Origin of the sequence: Bradyrhizobium jicamae (assembly GCF_018130215.1) — a bacterium.
GTDB lineage: Bacteria > Pseudomonadota > Alphaproteobacteria > Rhizobiales > Xanthobacteraceae > Bradyrhizobium > Bradyrhizobium jicamae_A.
On sequence record NZ_JAFCKQ010000033.1, the window covers coordinates 18357 to 33355 of the forward strand.

At 64.9% G+C, this 14999-nt stretch carries 12 protein-coding genes; 3 read left to right on the forward strand and 9 right to left on the reverse strand.

The window, feature by feature from the left end:
• Nucleotides 1–108: 108 nt before the first annotated feature.
• Nucleotides 109–2295, forward strand: a complete 2187-nt coding sequence (locus JQ586_RS27835) for a prolyl oligopeptidase family protein (RefSeq protein ID WP_212397831.1) — start codon at nucleotides 109–111, stop codon at nucleotides 2293–2295.
• 39 nt (nucleotides 2296–2334) lie between these two features.
• On the opposite strand, the gene JQ586_RS27840 is transcribed toward JQ586_RS27835, so the two are convergent.
• From JQ586_RS27840 to JQ586_RS27855, 4 genes are all read right to left on the reverse strand, one after another.
• Nucleotides 2335–3306, reverse strand: coding sequence for an amidohydrolase family protein (locus JQ586_RS27840; RefSeq protein ID WP_212397832.1), 972 nt, complete (start codon nucleotides 3304–3306; stop codon nucleotides 2335–2337).
• A 98-nt stretch (nucleotides 3307–3404) separates the two neighbouring features.
• Complete coding sequence (locus JQ586_RS27845; protein ID WP_212397833.1) at nucleotides 3405–4487, reverse strand: serine hydrolase; 1083 nt, start codon at nucleotides 4485–4487, stop codon at nucleotides 3405–3407.
• 97 nt (nucleotides 4488–4584) lie between these two features.
• The gene (locus JQ586_RS27850) at nucleotides 4585–5802 is read right to left on the reverse strand and encodes an amidohydrolase family protein (protein WP_212397834.1); all 1218 of its coding nucleotides are present in this window, start codon (nucleotides 5800–5802) and stop codon (nucleotides 4585–4587) included.
• Nucleotides 5803–5972: 170 nt separating this feature from the next.
• On the reverse strand, nucleotides 5973–7280 hold the full coding sequence (locus JQ586_RS27855; protein ID WP_212397835.1) for an RluA family pseudouridine synthase: 1308 nt from the start codon (nucleotides 7278–7280) through the stop codon (nucleotides 5973–5975).
• Nucleotides 7281–7754: 474 nt separating this feature from the next.
• On the opposite strand from JQ586_RS27855, the gene JQ586_RS27860 reads away from it, so the two are divergent.
• Entirely contained in the window at nucleotides 7755–8210 is a 456-nt protein-coding gene (locus JQ586_RS27860; protein ID WP_212397836.1) for a VOC family protein, read from the forward strand.
• Nucleotides 8211–8383: 173 nt separating this feature from the next.
• Here the strand turns inward: JQ586_RS27860 and JQ586_RS27865 are convergent, their stop codons facing one another.
• The 4 genes from JQ586_RS27865 to JQ586_RS27880 form a co-directional block, all read right to left on the reverse strand.
• A complete protein-coding gene (locus JQ586_RS27865; protein WP_212397837.1) occupies nucleotides 8384–8767 on the reverse strand; it encodes a hypothetical protein in 384 nt (127 codons plus the stop codon).
• Nucleotides 8768–9042: 275 nt separating this feature from the next.
• Nucleotides 9043–9708: a hypothetical protein gene (locus JQ586_RS27870; protein ID WP_212397838.1), complete on the reverse strand. Its 666-nt coding sequence runs from the start codon at nucleotides 9706–9708 to the stop codon at nucleotides 9043–9045.
• 51 nt (nucleotides 9709–9759) lie between these two features.
• Nucleotides 9760–11043, reverse strand: a complete 1284-nt coding sequence (locus JQ586_RS27875) for a replication-associated recombination protein A (RefSeq protein WP_249148246.1) — start codon at nucleotides 11041–11043, stop codon at nucleotides 9760–9762.
• Between the two features lie 58 nt (nucleotides 11044–11101).
• Entirely contained in the window at nucleotides 11102–12514 is a 1413-nt protein-coding gene (locus tag JQ586_RS27880) for a DegQ family serine endoprotease (protein ID WP_212397840.1), read from the reverse strand.
• 295 nt (nucleotides 12515–12809) lie between these two features.
• Between JQ586_RS27880 and JQ586_RS27885 the strand changes: the two genes are divergently transcribed.
• Nucleotides 12810–14432 carry an OprO/OprP family phosphate-selective porin gene (locus JQ586_RS27885; RefSeq protein WP_212397841.1) on the forward strand — a complete coding sequence of 541 codons (1623 nt, stop codon included), beginning with the start codon at nucleotides 12810–12812 and terminating at the stop codon, nucleotides 14430–14432.
• Between the two features lie 59 nt (nucleotides 14433–14491).
• On the opposite strand, the gene JQ586_RS27890 is transcribed toward JQ586_RS27885, so the two are convergent.
• On the reverse strand, nucleotides 14492–14869 hold the full coding sequence (locus tag JQ586_RS27890) for a helix-turn-helix domain-containing protein (protein WP_212397842.1): 378 nt from the start codon (nucleotides 14867–14869) through the stop codon (nucleotides 14492–14494).
• Nucleotides 14870–14999 lie beyond the last annotated feature (130 nt).

Genomic DNA, 14999 nt, shown 5'->3' on the forward strand with positions numbered 1-14999 from the left:
ATGTGCCTCACTAAACTGCTACCGGCGCCGCAATGGCGACCGGCCTAAATCTATGGTAGTGCACATCCGCGGTCGGAACTGAACGGCGAACCGTGATAGGGCAGGAAAATGCACTCCAACGATAGCAGCCGGCTGACCCGCCGGGCCATCCTGAGCGGGGTCGCATCCGGCGCGCTGCTGGTTGCCGATCGGGCGCTCGGCCAGGCGGTGACCGGCCTCACCGCCGGCAACGGCAATCTGCCATCGGCCCCGAGCGACGACACCGTGGACATCCTTCATGGCGTCAGCATTCCCGATCCGTATCGCCCGCTTGAGGATTCCACGCGGGCCGACGTGAAGGCCTGGATCGAAGCCCAGGATATCCGCACGCGCGACCTGATCGACGCCATGCCGATCCGAAAGCAGCTTCACGATTTCGCGAACGCGGCGCTGGACTATCCGCGGAGCTCGATCCCGGCGCGATTTGGCCGGCGTCACTTCACGTTCTTCACCGAAGGCCTCGACAATCAGCGCAGCGTCGGCGTTCAGGAGCATCCGGACGGCCCGAGAAAGACGCTGATCGACGCGAGCACCTTGTCCTCAGATGGAACGGTGGCCATCCTGTCGTTCTTCCCCGACCGGTTCGGCACCAAGGTCGCCTACCTCGTGGCAGAGGCCGGAAGCGATCGGGAGACGATGCACATCCGTGACGTCGAGACCGGCAAGGACCTGCCCGACGCGCTCGCCTGGTGCAAGCATACGACCGTTGCGTGGTCCCGCGACGGGCGCAGTTTCTACTATTCGCGCTACCCTGCCGACAGCGATCCCGCCGACTGGTACCGCCGCAGCCAGATTGTGTGCCTGCATCGGCTTGGCGAACCACAATCGGCCGACCGGGTGATCTTTCGGCGGACGGAGGCGCGCGACTTCTATTTCCAGGTCATGTCATCGATGGATGCCGATCTGTTGAAGATCGTCGCGAGAGTCGGAACATCCGAAAAGGCCGGCTACTTCGTCGCGCCCCTGCACGATGCCTCGCAGATCGACGAGATCTTTCCGATCGGTTCAGCGGGCTTCTATCCGATCGCGAATGTCGGTCCGACGCATTATGCGATCACCAATCTCGACGCGCCGAAATGGCGGCTGGTGCGTATCGACCAGTCCGATCCAAAGCCGGACCGATGGCACACCGTGATTGCGGAAAGCGAGGCTCCGCTGAATTTCGCTGCGGTGTTCGACAGCAAATTGGTGGTCAAGCACTATCAAGACGTCAATCAGCGCATCGCCATTCATGATCTGAGCGGCAAGCACCTGTCGACGATCGATCTCGGCGGCCTCGAAAGCGTGGCGTTCGGGCGACATTTCAGGGGCGATGACCATCTGCTGCTCGAGGTCAACGACTACAAACGGTCGAGCCGGATCGAGTGGCTGGACCTGGAGACCGCGAAGCCGACCCTGTTTCGTCCATCGGCGGCGAAATACGACCTTGCCGATGTCGTGGTTGAGCAGACCTTCGTGACCAGCAAGGATGGCGCCCGAATCCCGATGACTTTGATCCATCGGCCGGATATCCCACGCGACGGCAGCAATCGCACGCTGCTCTACGCCTATGGCGGCTTCGGTATCTCGTTGTGGCCCTATTACAGCGACAAGATCGCGGCCTGGGTCCGGATGGGCGGCGTCTACGCCCTTGCCTCGATACGTGGCGGTGGCGAATACGGTCAGCCATGGCATGACGAAGGCCGACGCACGCATAAGCAGACGTCGTTCGACGATTTCATCGCATCGGCGGAATGGCTGCTCGCCAACGGCTACACCCGCCCGGACAGATTGGGCATCAATGGCGCGAGCAATGGCGGCCTGCTGGTTCTGGCAACGATGCTGCAACGGCCCGAGCTGTTCGGAGCCGTCGTCTCCGAGGTTCCCGTCACGGACATGTTGCGGTTCACGAAATTCACATTCGGCGTCAACTGGGTTCCCGAATACGGCAATCCTGAAGCCGGCGAAGCCGACTTCAGGACGCTGTTCGCCTATTCGCCGCTGCACAACATCCGCAAGGGAGTGAAGTATCCGCCGCTTCTGGTTCTGACCGCAGATAGCGACGACCGCGTTGCGCCGGCGCATTCATACAAGTTCGTCGCAAGTTTGCAGGCGTTGTCTCCAGAAAGCACCGTCTACCTGGGCGTCGAGCGGCGCGCGGGACACTCCGCCGGCAATTCACTGAGCAAATCGGTCAATCGCGAATGCGACGCGCTCGCCTTCCTGACCGACAAGCTTGGCGGCGAGGTGCGGGAATTGCCGAAGATCAGCGGTTAGAGGGTTTTCGCGCTATCCCTGGTGTAGCCGCGCGCTTGCTCAAAGCCTGAACAGCTTCTCCGCATTGCCATGCGCGATCAGCGCACGATCGGCGGCGGAGACCGGAATCTGGTCGAGGAACGCGCGGGCTTTTTCCATCGAGCCATAGGGATAGTCGGCCGAGAACATGATGCGGCCGACCCCGATCTCGAGCAGCAGATCGAGGAACGTCGCCGGAAAATTGAAGCCGGCGAAGGTGTAGTGCAGATTGTCGCGCAGATAGGCGCTGACCGGGCGCTGGAGCCGCGTCAGCTCGACCGGCATCACGTCGACGCGCTGCATGAAGAACGGCAGCCCCTCGCCCATGTGGCCGATCACGATCTGAAGTTTCGGGAAGCGGTCGAACACGCCGCCCAGCACCATGCGCAGCACATGCACCGCGGTCTCGATGTGCCAGCCGAAACCCGGGCCCGCCAGCATCTCGGTGACGAGTGGGGCAAAGCCGCCGAACGAGGCTTCGATCACCGGTTTGGGCGGCCTGGTCGGATGCAGGTAGATCGGCGCGCCGAGCGCTTCGGCGGCCTCCAGCACCGGCCAGAAGAATCTGTCGTCGAGATAGCGGCCACGCTGATGGCCATTGATGACGGCGCCGGCGAAGCGCTGGTGGCTGAAGCGGCGCTCGAGCTCCTGCGCCGCCTGATCCGGCGTCGCAATCGGCAGCGCGGCGAAGCCGGACAAGCGCGTCGGATGCCTTGTGATCGCCTCGGCCAGCGCATCATTGGTGTCGCGCGCGAGCGCCGCCGCATCAGTAGCGTCCAGCTGCTCGACACCGGGCGCCGTCAGCGAGAGCACCTGCATGTCGATCCCGGCCGCGTCCATCTGGGCGATCCGGCCCTCGCCGAGGTCGCACAAATCGCGCATCAGCCGCTCGGCGCGGCCGCCGACCTGGCGCGCCTGCTCCCTGAGGTCGTGGCCCGGACCACCGAGAAAACCCGGCGTCGCGAAATGCTCTTCAAGCGTGATGGTGCGCATGGACCTGATGCTCCGCTGCCGGCCGATGGCGGCTTGTCGCCATGCCGCAGAGTCTTGCGGCGAATGGTGGCGAATTTCGGAGCCGGAATGCCGGACGATCAGCTGAGGAAGCTGGGCAACACGACATCCGAAAGAACTGTCGTGCTCACGCGGGACTGCTCCTGTCCCGGCTTGCCGTAATTGCCGCAGTTGATCGCGCCGACGAGGTCGAGCCCGGGAATGACGTACAGGCGCTGGCCGCCCCAGCCGATCCCGCCGATCCAGTGCTGCTGACGCGGCGGCTGACCGTCGCCCATGTACCAGTGATAGCCATAGCTGCGGTTTGGATCGATCGTGACCACAGGCGTGGTCACGCGCTTGACCCAATCGGACGGCACGATTTCCCTGCCGTTCCACTTGCCGCCGGCCTGCACCAGCTGGCCGACCTTCAGGAGATCGCGCGGCAACAGGCGCAGTCCCGACGCCGTGTGTGGCTCTCCGTCGTGGCCTGTCGTCCATTCGGCCGGACCGAAGCCCATGGGATCGAACAGAACGCGGCGGCAATAATTCAGCAGCGGTTCGCCCGTGCCCCTGGCAATCAGATGGCCGAGCAGCGCGGTCGCGCCGCCGCAATAGGTCCATTTCGCACCGGGCTCGCCAACGATCGGCCGTTCGAGGATGAAACGGAAACGGTCCGGTGCCGCCTCCATCGCATTCTCGCTGTTGCGCAGATCGCCATAGGGGATCGTCAACTCGTCCCATTCAAGGCCGAGCGTCATGCTGAGCACATGATGCAGCGTGATCCTGTCGCGACCGGCTTGCCCGGCGAGATCGGCGTATTCGGGGAATTGCTCGTAGAGTTTCGCTTCGGGCGCCGGCACCTTGCCGGCGGCAAGCGCAATGCCATAAGCCAGTCCGACGACGCTCTTGGAGACCGAGCGCAGATCGTGAAGCACGTCGGGCGCAAAGACCACCGTGCCGAGCGGCCGCCCCCAGATCTGGTCCTCGCCCCGGCCATAGTACTCAAACACGGTATTGCCGCCCTGGCTGACGAGCAGTGCATGCAGTCCGCTGACCTTGCCGGTCTCGAGCGATCGGGACAGCCGCTCGCCGATGTCCTCATTCATGGTTCGAGCGAAGCCAGGGCGCGCTGCGGCCGCAGCCGCAATCGCGAGGAAGTTTCGGCGGCTGAACTGTTTCATTGGGACCTCGCTCGTCTCGTGGTTGGTGCAGGATCGTGAATAGGATGGCGCTCACGCAAATCATCCTGCGCTCGTCTGCCTGGGTCCGAAATCCTGGTCACGGTTTCTGGTAGATCACGTGACCGGCTCGGATGGTGGTGCTCACTTTTGCGAGATTGCGGACGTCGCTCAAGGGATCGCCGTCGAGCACCACCAGATCCGCGTCGAAGCCCTGCTCGACCCGACCCTTCTTCGCAGCCTTGAAATACTGCGCCGGATTCGATGTCAGTGACGCCAGCACCTGACGCTCGGACAGCGCGCGATGCATCAGCTCGTATTCGAGCGTGGTGTCATAGAGCTTGATGAAGCCGACATCGGTGCCGAACAGGATCGGCCCGCCATTCTCCGAAAACTGCTTGAGCTCGTTGACGGCCGCGGCAACAAGGCGGTTCGTCACGTCGGGAATGAGAACGACGGTCGTGTAGAGCGACAGGGTCGGAATCAATGCCGTTCCCTGCGCCTTGAGCCGCGCCAGTTGCTCCGTCGTGTAGCCGCCTTCGGTCGGGTTGCTGTGTGCGAGGATATCGACGCCGGCGGCGATCACCGTGTCGACGCCGACCTGGTTTTGCGGGTGGGCAAACACCGGCTTGGCCGCCGCATGCGCCACGTCGACGGCCGCCCTGGCGATGGCGGGATCCATATTGACGACCGGCTTGCCGCCCTTGTAGACGCCGGTGAACAACTTCACACCGTCGAGATTGAGGGCCATGTAGCCGCGCGCCAGTTGCGTGGCCTCGTCAGGCGTGGTCGCCTCGGGCAACTGCATCGCGGCCGGCAGATAGGCGGGATGGCCGTCCTTCGGGAAGATGCTGCCGGCCATCAAGATCCTGGGGCCGGCAACTTCGCCCGCAGCGATGCGCTTGCGCAGCGGCAGCGTGTCCTGCGGATCCGAGCCGAGGTCCCAGACGGTGGTGAACCCCCACCGCGTCAGCATCTCCTGCATGTGCCCGGTCAGCGGCGCAGCCGGCGCCGTGGCGGCGTTGTGCCACGCCCCTTCCGTGAAGTGCACATGACTGTTCCAGAACCCGGCGACGACGGTCTTGCCGCTGCAATCGATGACGCGGGCATCGGCCGGCACATTGACGTCGCCGGATTTGCCGACCGCGCTGATGACACCATCCGTCATCACGATCACGGCATCCGGCAGCAGCGCGGCGTCGGGCGATGCATAGAGGCTGCCTCCGCGCAGCACGATCGTTTCGGCGTCTGCGCTGGCCGCGGCAGCCGTGCCGAGCAGCCCGAGGAGAAGCGCAGTACGGAGCCAGGTCCCGGTCATGGACAGCCTCTTCGATCAGGTGTGACGCCGGAAACGGGCCGGCGCGCGGCACCATAATTGCCGCGCGCGACACCGCTTTGATCGTTGTTGCTGTGGCCGGGCCTAATTCGGCATCACGTTCACGCGAACCGGTATCCACTTCGCTGGAAGACGCTCTGCGCGCCGTCCGGTCACTCCTCCGGCGCGTTCTCGATCGGATCGAACCGGTCGGCCTCGAGCCCGAGCAGATTCCAGGATTGCAGCATATGAGGCGGCAAGGGCGCGGTCGCATCGATCACGCCGCCGCGCGGGTGCGGGATCACGATCCGGCGCGCCAAGAGATGCAGCCGGTTCTGCAGGCCGCCGGGCAGCTGCCAGTTCTCCTTGTTGAAATACTTGGGATCGCCCACAATCGCGTGATCGATATGTGCCATGTGGGCGCGGAGCTGGTGGGTGCGGCCGGTCACCGGTTTGAGCGAGACCCAGGCGAGCTTCGTCGCCGAGGTCTCGACCACGGCATAATAGGTCACGGCATGGCTGGCACCCTCGTCGCCGTGGTCTGCGATCCGCATGATGGTGTCGTCCTCGCCCTCCTCCTTCGCGAGATACGTGGAGATGCGGCCCTGCTTCGGCTTCGGCACGCCCGCAACCAGCGCCCAGTAGATCTTGCGCGCCGAGCGATGACGGAACGAACCGGTCAACGCGGTGGCAGCGAAACGGGTCTTGGCGATCAGGAGGCAGCCCGAGGTTTCGCGGTCGAGCCGGTGCACGAGGCGCGGCTTCTGCCCCTTGGCGTCGCGCATCACCTCCAGCATCTGGTCGACGTGGCGCGTCATGCCGGAGCCGCCCTGCACGGCGAGGCCCGCGGGCTTGTTCAGCACCAGCACGTCGTCGTCCTCGTAGAGCGTCATCTCCTTCAGCGTGTGCAAGGTCCGGCTTTCGGCCTCGGAGAGCGCGCGGGCCGCCTTCGGCGCATCGAGCCGCAGCGGCGGGATGCGCACGCTCTGGCCCTCCTCCAGCCGGTCCTTGGAATCGGCGCGCTTGCCGTCGACCCTGAGCTCGCCCTTCCGCACGATGCGCTGGATGTGGGAGAACGACAGGCCCGGAAACCGCGCCTCGAGGAAGCGGTCGACCCGCATGTTGTTCTCGTCGGCGGTCACCACGACGGTCTGCACCTTGGTCGGCAGCTGCGGCTCGGCCGCCTTCGCAGCCGTTGATGCTGCAGGCCCGGAGCGCTCGCGCCGTTCAAGTCGCTCCTGGCGTGGCTCACGCCGCTCTTGGCGTGGCTCACGCCGCTCTTGGCGTGGCTCACGCCGCTCTTGGCTCGGCTCCGCGAAACGCTGCGGCTTGCCAGCCGCGCGGTGTGCCGGCGGGCGGTCGCCTGCCTTGCGATCCTCCGTCTTGCGGCTGCGATGTCCCGATCCGCCATTGCCGCGATCCTTGGTTCGATCCTTGCTGCGATCGCCCGGCGATATCGTTCTCTTGATGCGGCGGCTCATGGTGAATTTTCGGCTCCAGACCTGCATTGTGCCTAGCGCAAATGCAGCGAATCGTCACTGCGGAATCGGTGCAAATCCCCGCGCAGCAATCGATCTCCGCCCGAACCGGTCGAAAATGAACCATTGCAGACGTTTGCGCGTTGCGCCGAACCCGGACGCGACGCCACACCGGCAGTACCACCATTCGGCCCAAATATGCCTTAGCATGGCCGAGTGCGCGGCCATTGCTGCAGGAGCTCGCCATGCGGTTTGCGATTGGGGATGCGACCGTCGATATCATCGTGCGGAAGCTGCTGATAGCGGCCGGCTCGTGGTGCCAGCCCACTTCCGTGGGAGGCGGTGCGCTCGTATTCGCGCGCACGGAAACGGCTACGAGCCGGTGTTCGGCGCCAGCAAGGGCCGGCTGCCGTCGGCCCATCCGGCGGACGCAAGCCGGCGCGCCAATGCGCAGCGTTGATGTCAGGGAGTGACGAGATGATACTCAATCCGGATCACATCACTATCGCGGTGGCAGACGCCGGCCCTGCGATCGAGTTCTTCAAACTCCTCGGTTTCAGAAAGGGTCACGTCGCGACTATCGACGGTGGCGTTCCCGCCCGGTACATGGGCATGCCCGCCATGAAAGCCCAGCACATCACCCTCGTACTCGAAGGAGCAGACCCTCATTTCGAAATCCAGCTGCTCGAGTTCGACCCGCCCCCGGGGACCGATCCGGGTGCGCACCCCACGAACCTTCGAACACGGGGCTTCAATCACCTCGCGTTCCGCGTCGACGACATCGAGGCAATGACCGCACACCTGGTTGCCAATGGTGTAACTGTGCTGAGCGACGAGATGGACTACATCAACCGAAAGCTCCGGCTCTTCGAGGGACCAGAGGGCATCACATTCGAGCTGGTACAGCAGGACGGTTCAGAGGTTCCTGGCTAGGCCCCCACTTGCGACGCGGCATCGCCTGAGCGATCGCGATGTCGCGTGACTGCCCTTCACGGCAGTGGACGTTATCTGACGAAGGTCCGCTTTGCGCTATTGCCGCGGCCTGAGCCAAAGGCGGACACCTTCGCTCCCCATTTCGGTCAATATTGACCGCAATGTGGTGCCCGTTAGTTTTTGCACAGCGTGGCTCCGGGAGCCGCGCAGTCGATTTGATCAACCAATGTCATTTGAAGGACGCCGATGAAACGCGCGACGCTCCTTGCCCTTGGCTTCCTGTGTGCCTGCGTTTGGTCATACGGCAGCGCGAGAGGCCAGACCCCATCCGCTCCGCCGCTCTCGCTTGCTCCGCCGTCGACAGAGCAGCGTGCGGCGCCTTCGGCCGCCACCGACAGCGCCTCGCCGCCGACGGCGAAGCCCAGGGAACCGCGAGCGACCGCCGCAAGATCCAGGCCCCCGGCAAAACCCAGTGGCGATGCGTCCCTTGCTCCGAGCGATGCACTCCCGCCGGCGGCGTCCGACAAGGATTTGTCCACGCCGGTGATCGGCGACACTCGGCCGTCGCTGAATCCAGGCGTCGACTATGACGGCTTCAGCGTCGGCACCGTTGACGACGGTGCACCGTCAGGCCAGGCGGCCCGCACAACGAGGTCACGCGCTGTAAAAGGCGCCAAGCCCAATTCGGGGACGCATGGCTTTGCGGGGCAGCACTCGGCTGATCAGGAAGATGCGGCGTTGAAAGGCAAGCTTACGATCTGCCGCGACTGCAAATAGGCCGGCATGGCACCGTGGCGGCAACTGCGAGCCGGTCTGCTGATGATGAGTCAGTTCAGAACAGCCGGACCTGAACCGCGGTGCTGGCCAGCTTCGGTGCACTGGCGTCGACGACCTTCTGGACCTCCGGGAATTTGGCGCGCAGCGCCCTCTCGACCTCGTTGCGCAGCGACGAATCGTTCTCCCCCGACACGAACGCGACCGTGCCCGACGCGAGCCGGTTGGCGTCACTGAGCTCGGTGAAATCGGTGTAGACCGCGTTGGCGCTATAGCCCTGCTGCAGCAGGTAATCCTGCATCTGCATCGCGAGATCCTTGCGCTCGTTGACGTAGAGCACGACGACGACCTTGCCCTTGTTGACGTCGGCCTCGGGCTTTTCGGCTACCGTCGGAGTGACCCTGGTGGTTTTCTCAAGCGTCTCGACCCGCCGGCGGAGCATCACGATCTGCCGCCTGACGTCGGCGCCCTGCTCACCGATTTGCTGGGTCTGGGTCTGCAACTGCTCGCGGACCAGGCTGATCTCGCCGCCGCCGGGCAGCTTGATGGCGAGATTGAGAATGGTCGGTGCGACGCACAGCAAGGCCGCGACGCCGAGCACGATGGCGATGCCGTTCGGAATATCGGGATTTTTGAGTATCCTGCGCACCAGCGCCCCGATCAGTCCGAGGCCGGCGAGAAGCGGCACCGCGACGATGGCGGCGGTCAGCCAGACATTATCCATTCGGCACCTCCGGAGGTTGCCGAGATACCATACCGCTATTTCAAGGAGATGTCAGCCGCTTCCACGTTGAGCCCGCAGCCTCTGCCAATAGTCCAGCCGCTTGCGGATCTCGCGCTCGAAGCCGCGGTCGGGCGGATCGTAGAAGGTCTGGCGTCCCAGCGCTTCCGGGAAATAGTCCTGGCCCGAGAAGGCGTCGGGCATGTCGTGGTCGTATTGATAGCCGGAGCCATAGCCCTCCGACTTCATCAGCCTGGTCGGCGAGTTGAGAATATGCTTCGGCGGCAGCAGCGAGCCCGCCTGCTTGGCGGTCTGCATCGCCGCGCCGAACGCGGTGTAGGCCGCGTTCGACTTCGGTGCGGTGGCGAGATAGATCACAGCCTGCGCGATGGCGAGCTCGCCCTCGGGCGAGCCGAGGAAATCATAGGCGTCCTTGGCGGCGTTGCAGATCACCAGTGCCTGCGGATCGGCAAGGCCGATGTCCTCGATGGCCATGCGCACCACCCGCCGCGCCAGGAACAGCGGATCCTCGCCGGCATCGAACATGCGCGCGAGATAATACAGCGCAGCGTCCGGATCGGAGCCGCGCACCGATTTATGCAGCGCCGAGATCAGGTTGTAATGGCCGTCGGCCGACTTGTCGTAGATCGGCGCGCGGCGTTGCAGGATCTCCTGCAACTGCGCGGCGTTGAAGACCTCGCCCTTGCGCGCGGCACGCCAGACCTCCTCGGCGAGCGTCAGCGAGGCGCGGCCGTCGCCATCGGCCATCCGCACCAGCACGGCGCGCGCCTCGGCATCGAGCGGCAATTCTTTGCCCTCGATTTTCTCGGCATTGGCGAACAGTCTTTCGATCGCGGCCGCATCCAGCGAGTGAAACACCAGCACGCGGGCGCGCGACAAAAGCGCCGCGTTGAGCTCGAAGGACGGATTCTCCGTGGTGGCGCCGACCAGCACCACGGTGCCGTCCTCCATCACGGGCAGGAAGGAATCCTGCTGCGCGCGGTTGAAGCGGTGCACCTCGTCGACGAACAGCAGCGTGCCCTTGCCGGTCTCGCGGCGCGCGCGGGCGGCGTCGAACGCCTTCTTCAGGTCGGCGACGCCGGAGAACACCGCCGAGATCTGCTCGAAATGCAGCTCGGTGGCGTCGGCCAGGAGCCGCGCCACGGTGGTCTTGCCGGTGCCGGGAGGCCCCCAGAATATCAGCGAGCCCAGCGTACGCGTCTCCAGCATGCGCGTCAGCGCGCCGTCGGGGCCGAGGATGTGGTCCTGGCCGACGACGTCGGAGAGCGAACGCGGGCGCAGCCGGTCCGGTAGCGGATGCGGCGCGTCCTGCTCCATGCCCGCCGCGGCGAACAGGTTGGCAGCGTCGCGAGGCTGCTTCGGGCTCACCTGGCGCTCACCCGCCGAGTGTGACGTTGATCTGCTGGCCGCCGCGCACCAGCGTAATTCGCCAGACCCGCGTCCCTGCCTTCGACGCCTGCTCGAGATCGCGGGTCCGCGCGATCTTCTCGTTGTTGACCGCGAGGATGATGTCGCCCTTCTGGAAGCCGACATTGGCCGCGGTGCCGTCGTCGGCGAGATCGGTCACCACGACGCCCTCGGTGCCGGCGTCGAGATGCAACTCATCGGCCAGCGCCGGCGAGATATTGGCAACCTTGGCGCCCTGGAACGGCGAGCGCGCGGTGAGGACGATTTCGTCGCGGTTGGTATCAGGCGCGGTCTCCAGCGGTACGGTGAGCTTGATCGGCTTGCCGCCGCGCTGCACGTCGATCTGCGCGGTGCCGCCGAGCGGCCTTGTGGCAAAGCGATAATCGAACGCGTTGGGATCATCGATGGCCTGGCCGTCGATCGCGACGATCAGGTCGGACAGTTTCAGCCCGGCCTTCGACGCCGGACTGTTCGGCGCGACACTGGCGACCAGCGCGCCGCTCGGCAGCTTCAACCCGAGCGACTCGGCGATCTCGGGCGTCACCGCCTGGAGGCGCGCACCGAGCCACGGCCGCTTCACCGCCTTGCCGCCGCTCTTGGCCGAGGCCACCACCACCCTCACCATGTTGGCGGGGATTGCGAAGCCGATGCCCTGCGAGCCGCCGGAGCGCGAGAAGATCGCGGTGTTGATGCCGGCGAGCCGCCCGGTCATGTCGACCAGCGCGCCGCCGGAATTGCCGGGATTGATCGCGGCATCGGTCTGGATGAAGAACTGGTAGTCGGTGATGCCGACCTGGGTGCGCGCCAGCGCCGAGATGATGCCGTGGGTGACGGTCTGGCCGACGCCGAACGGGTTGCCGATCGCGAGCACGACGTCACCGACCTGCAGCCCGTCGGAATTGTCGAAATCGAGGGTCGCGAACTTTTCTCCGTTGGTGTCCTTCAGCCTGAGCACCGCGAGGTCGCTGCGGCTGTCCTTCAGCACGATCTCGGCCTCGTATTCGCGCTTGTCGGCGAGCGAGACCTTCACCTGGTCGGCGCCTTCGATCACGTGATTATTGGTCACGACGAGGCCGGACGAATCGACCATCACCCCCGAGCCGAGCGAACGCTGCATCTGCTCGGGCTGCTGGCCCGGCACGCCGAAGAATCGACGGAAGATCGGATCGTCCAGCAGCGGGTTGCGGTTCTGGATGGTCTTGGCGGCATAGACGTTGACCACCGCCGGCCGCACCCGCTGCACGATCGGCGCATAGGACAGCTGGAGCTCCGCCTGCGAGGACGGCACGCGGCGGTCCTGCGCCTGGGCGTGGCCAAGGCTGCCTGCGACGGCCAGCGCGCCAAGCACGGGAATTGCGGCAAAGCGGATCAATCGGAGCATTCTCACCTCTTTCGGAAAACGCGGGAATATAGGCGCGTTCGTACGGCAAATGAAGGGTATCGGGCTCAATATCTCGTGCCCGTTCGGCCGGTGCAAAACCCGCCACAGGCGGTTTGAAGGCGGCTGTCAACCTCATATGATCGATGTCATCTCACTGGGTTGCTTCGCCTGTTGCGCGTCCACAACAAGCGGAACTCCGATCACGTCCTGGGCTGTCGCGCGTCAGTCACGCAAGGCTCCTAGGACTCAAGGCTTCGGTGAGCGGGGAATGCAGACATCAACTGGGGAGCGTAGAATGGGTGCGACAAGATTTGGTGCAATCACGATAGGACTGGGGCTGGCCGGCGCTCTGGCGACATCGCCGGCACATTCGGAATCCGGCAGCGACGCGGAAATCGCGCTGCTCAAGCAACAGCTCAAGATGCTCGAGCAGAAGATCGACAAGCTGCAGAAGCAGAGCGATGCGAACGCCGCCACCGCGGCGGCCGCCAACGCCCATGCCAAGGCGGCAGACGCCAAGGCGGCCGATGCCAAGACTGTCGCGAACGCCAACGCCGCCCTCCCGGTCAAGGGTCCGGTCGCAGCGTCCGGCGTCGTGGTGTCGATGCCGAACAACCGGCCGACGATCTGCACCGCGGACGACCAGAACTGCATCGCGATCACGGGCCGCATCCACTACGACGTCGGCGGTTACAGGTATCGCCCCGACACGGCAGCGACCACACCGCAGAAGCTCGACAATGGCGAGAACCTGCGCCGCGCACGCATCGGCATCACCGGCAAATTCCTCAGCGACTGGAATTTCGCGTTGATCTACGACTTCGGCGGGTCGTCCGACGGCTTCGGCGGCACCGGCGCGGCCGGCGCCGCCCCGGTCGGATTCCTTCCCGGCGGCCAGACATCGGGCGTCGAGAACGCCTATCTGAGCTACACCGGCTTCAAGCCGTTCGGCGGCAAGATGGCGATCGAGGGCGGCGTCATGGACCTGCTCTGGACGATGGACGAATCCACCAGCTCCAACGACATCCTGTTCATGGAGCGCGCCTCGGCCGGCATCATCGCCCAGAACATTGCAGCCGGAGACTTCCGTTCGGCGTTCGGCTCGCGCTGGTGGAACGACCAGCTCTGGGTCGGCGGCTACGTCACGGGACCGACCTCGGGTTCGATCCACTCCGCGTCCAGCGTCATTCCGGCCGGAACGTCGGAGCAATATGGCGGCGTTGTCCGTGCCGCCGGCAACCCGATCAACGGCAAGGATTACTCGGTGCACATCGGCGCCGATGCGGAGTGGCTGATCCAGCCGCCGCGCAACCTGGTGACGCAGGCGCAGACGCTCACGCTCAGCGACCGACCCGAACTGCGCATCGATCCGACGACGCTGATCTCGACCGGCGCGATCGCCAACGTCTCGGGGGCGCAGGTCTATGGCGTCGAAGCGGCGGCGACCTATGGCTCGTTCATCGCGCAGGGCGAGTACTACTGGTTCAACATCGATCGCACTGCGAATACGGGCCTGCCGCCGTTCGGCGCACCGAGCCTGAAATTCGACGGTGGCTACGCGCAGGTCGGCTACGTGCTGACCGGCGAGACGCACGCCTACAACCCGGCGACGGCCTCCTATGGCGGGATCAAGCCGGCGAACCCGGTCTCGTTTGCAGGCGGCGGCTGGGGCGCCTGGGAAATCGCCGGGCGCGTGAGCCAGATGAACCTGAACGATCAGCTTGCGACGGCGGCCGGCATCGCCGGTGGACGGCAAACCGTCTACACCGCAGCCCTGAACTGGTACGTCACCGGCAACGTTCGCTTCATGCTGGACTACCTGCATGGCACCATCTCCAAGCAGGCGTCGGCGATCTCGACCGTCGATGCGGGCTCGAAGTTCGACGCGGTGGCGCTGCGCACGCAGGTCGCATGGTGATGTAGCAAGGCCGGGAGCCTGCACCTGCTCCCGGCCTCCCCTTCACGATGGTGTCGCGGCTACGCTGCCCGCTTCGGTTTCCGCACGACCTCCGGCGGCGGCGCGCAGGACAGCCGCTCCTGATGGCCCTCGCCCCATGCCTTCAGAATATCGATCACCGGGCGCAGGCTCTCGCCGAGTTCGGACAACGTGTATTCGACGCGCGGCGGCACCTCGGCATAGACCTTGCGGATCACGAGCTTGTCGTCCTCGAGCGCACGCAGCTGCTTGGTCAGCATGCGCTGGGTGATGCCGGGCATCCGCCGCCGCAATTCGCCGAAGCGCTGGGTGCCGGCCTGCAGGTGAAACAGGATCACGCCCTTCCATTTGCCGTCGATCAGGTCGAGGGCCGCCTCGACCGCGCAGCCCGGCCGGCGCGCGAAATTCTTCCGTTTCATGCGGGTATCCTTGGTATTTCCTTGGGATTTTCCTTGGGATTTTCCTTGGGATTACCTTGGGATTTCCTCGGGATTTTCCCAATAGTATCCAAACGGGGACTAGTTCCCTGTTTTTACAGTACTTGCCAAT

Excerpts from the sequence above, each read along its gene's own strand:
- JQ586_RS27870 (WP_212397838.1), bottom strand. The coding sequence starts at position 9,708 with ATGGATAATGTCTGGCTGACCGCCGCCATCGTCGCGGTGCCGCTTCTC.
- JQ586_RS27875 (WP_249148246.1), bottom strand. The coding sequence starts at position 11,043 with ATGGAGCAGGACGCGCCGCATCCGCTACCGGACCGGCTGCGCCCGCGT.
- JQ586_RS27855 (WP_212397835.1), bottom strand. The coding sequence starts at position 7,280 with ATGAGCCGCCGCATCAAGAGAACGATATCGCCGGGCGATCGCAGCAAG.
- JQ586_RS27880 (WP_212397840.1), bottom strand. The coding sequence starts at position 12,514 with ATGCTCCGATTGATCCGCTTTGCCGCAATTCCCGTGCTTGGCGCGCTG.
- JQ586_RS27850 (WP_212397834.1), bottom strand. The coding sequence starts at position 5,802 with ATGACCGGGACCTGGCTCCGTACTGCGCTTCTCCTCGGGCTGCTCGGC.
- JQ586_RS27890 (WP_212397842.1), bottom strand. The coding sequence starts at position 14,869 with ATGAAACGGAAGAATTTCGCGCGCCGGCCGGGCTGCGCGGTCGAGGCG.
- JQ586_RS27840 (WP_212397832.1), bottom strand. The coding sequence starts at position 3,306 with ATGCGCACCATCACGCTTGAAGAGCATTTCGCGACGCCGGGTTTTCTC.
- JQ586_RS27845 (WP_212397833.1), bottom strand. The coding sequence starts at position 4,487 with ATGAAACAGTTCAGCCGCCGAAACTTCCTCGCGATTGCGGCTGCGGCC.
- JQ586_RS27885 (WP_212397841.1), top strand. The coding sequence starts at position 12,810 with ATGGGTGCGACAAGATTTGGTGCAATCACGATAGGACTGGGGCTGGCC.
- JQ586_RS27835 (WP_212397831.1), top strand. The coding sequence starts at position 109 with ATGCACTCCAACGATAGCAGCCGGCTGACCCGCCGGGCCATCCTGAGC.
- JQ586_RS27860 (WP_212397836.1), top strand. The coding sequence starts at position 7,755 with ATGATACTCAATCCGGATCACATCACTATCGCGGTGGCAGACGCCGGC.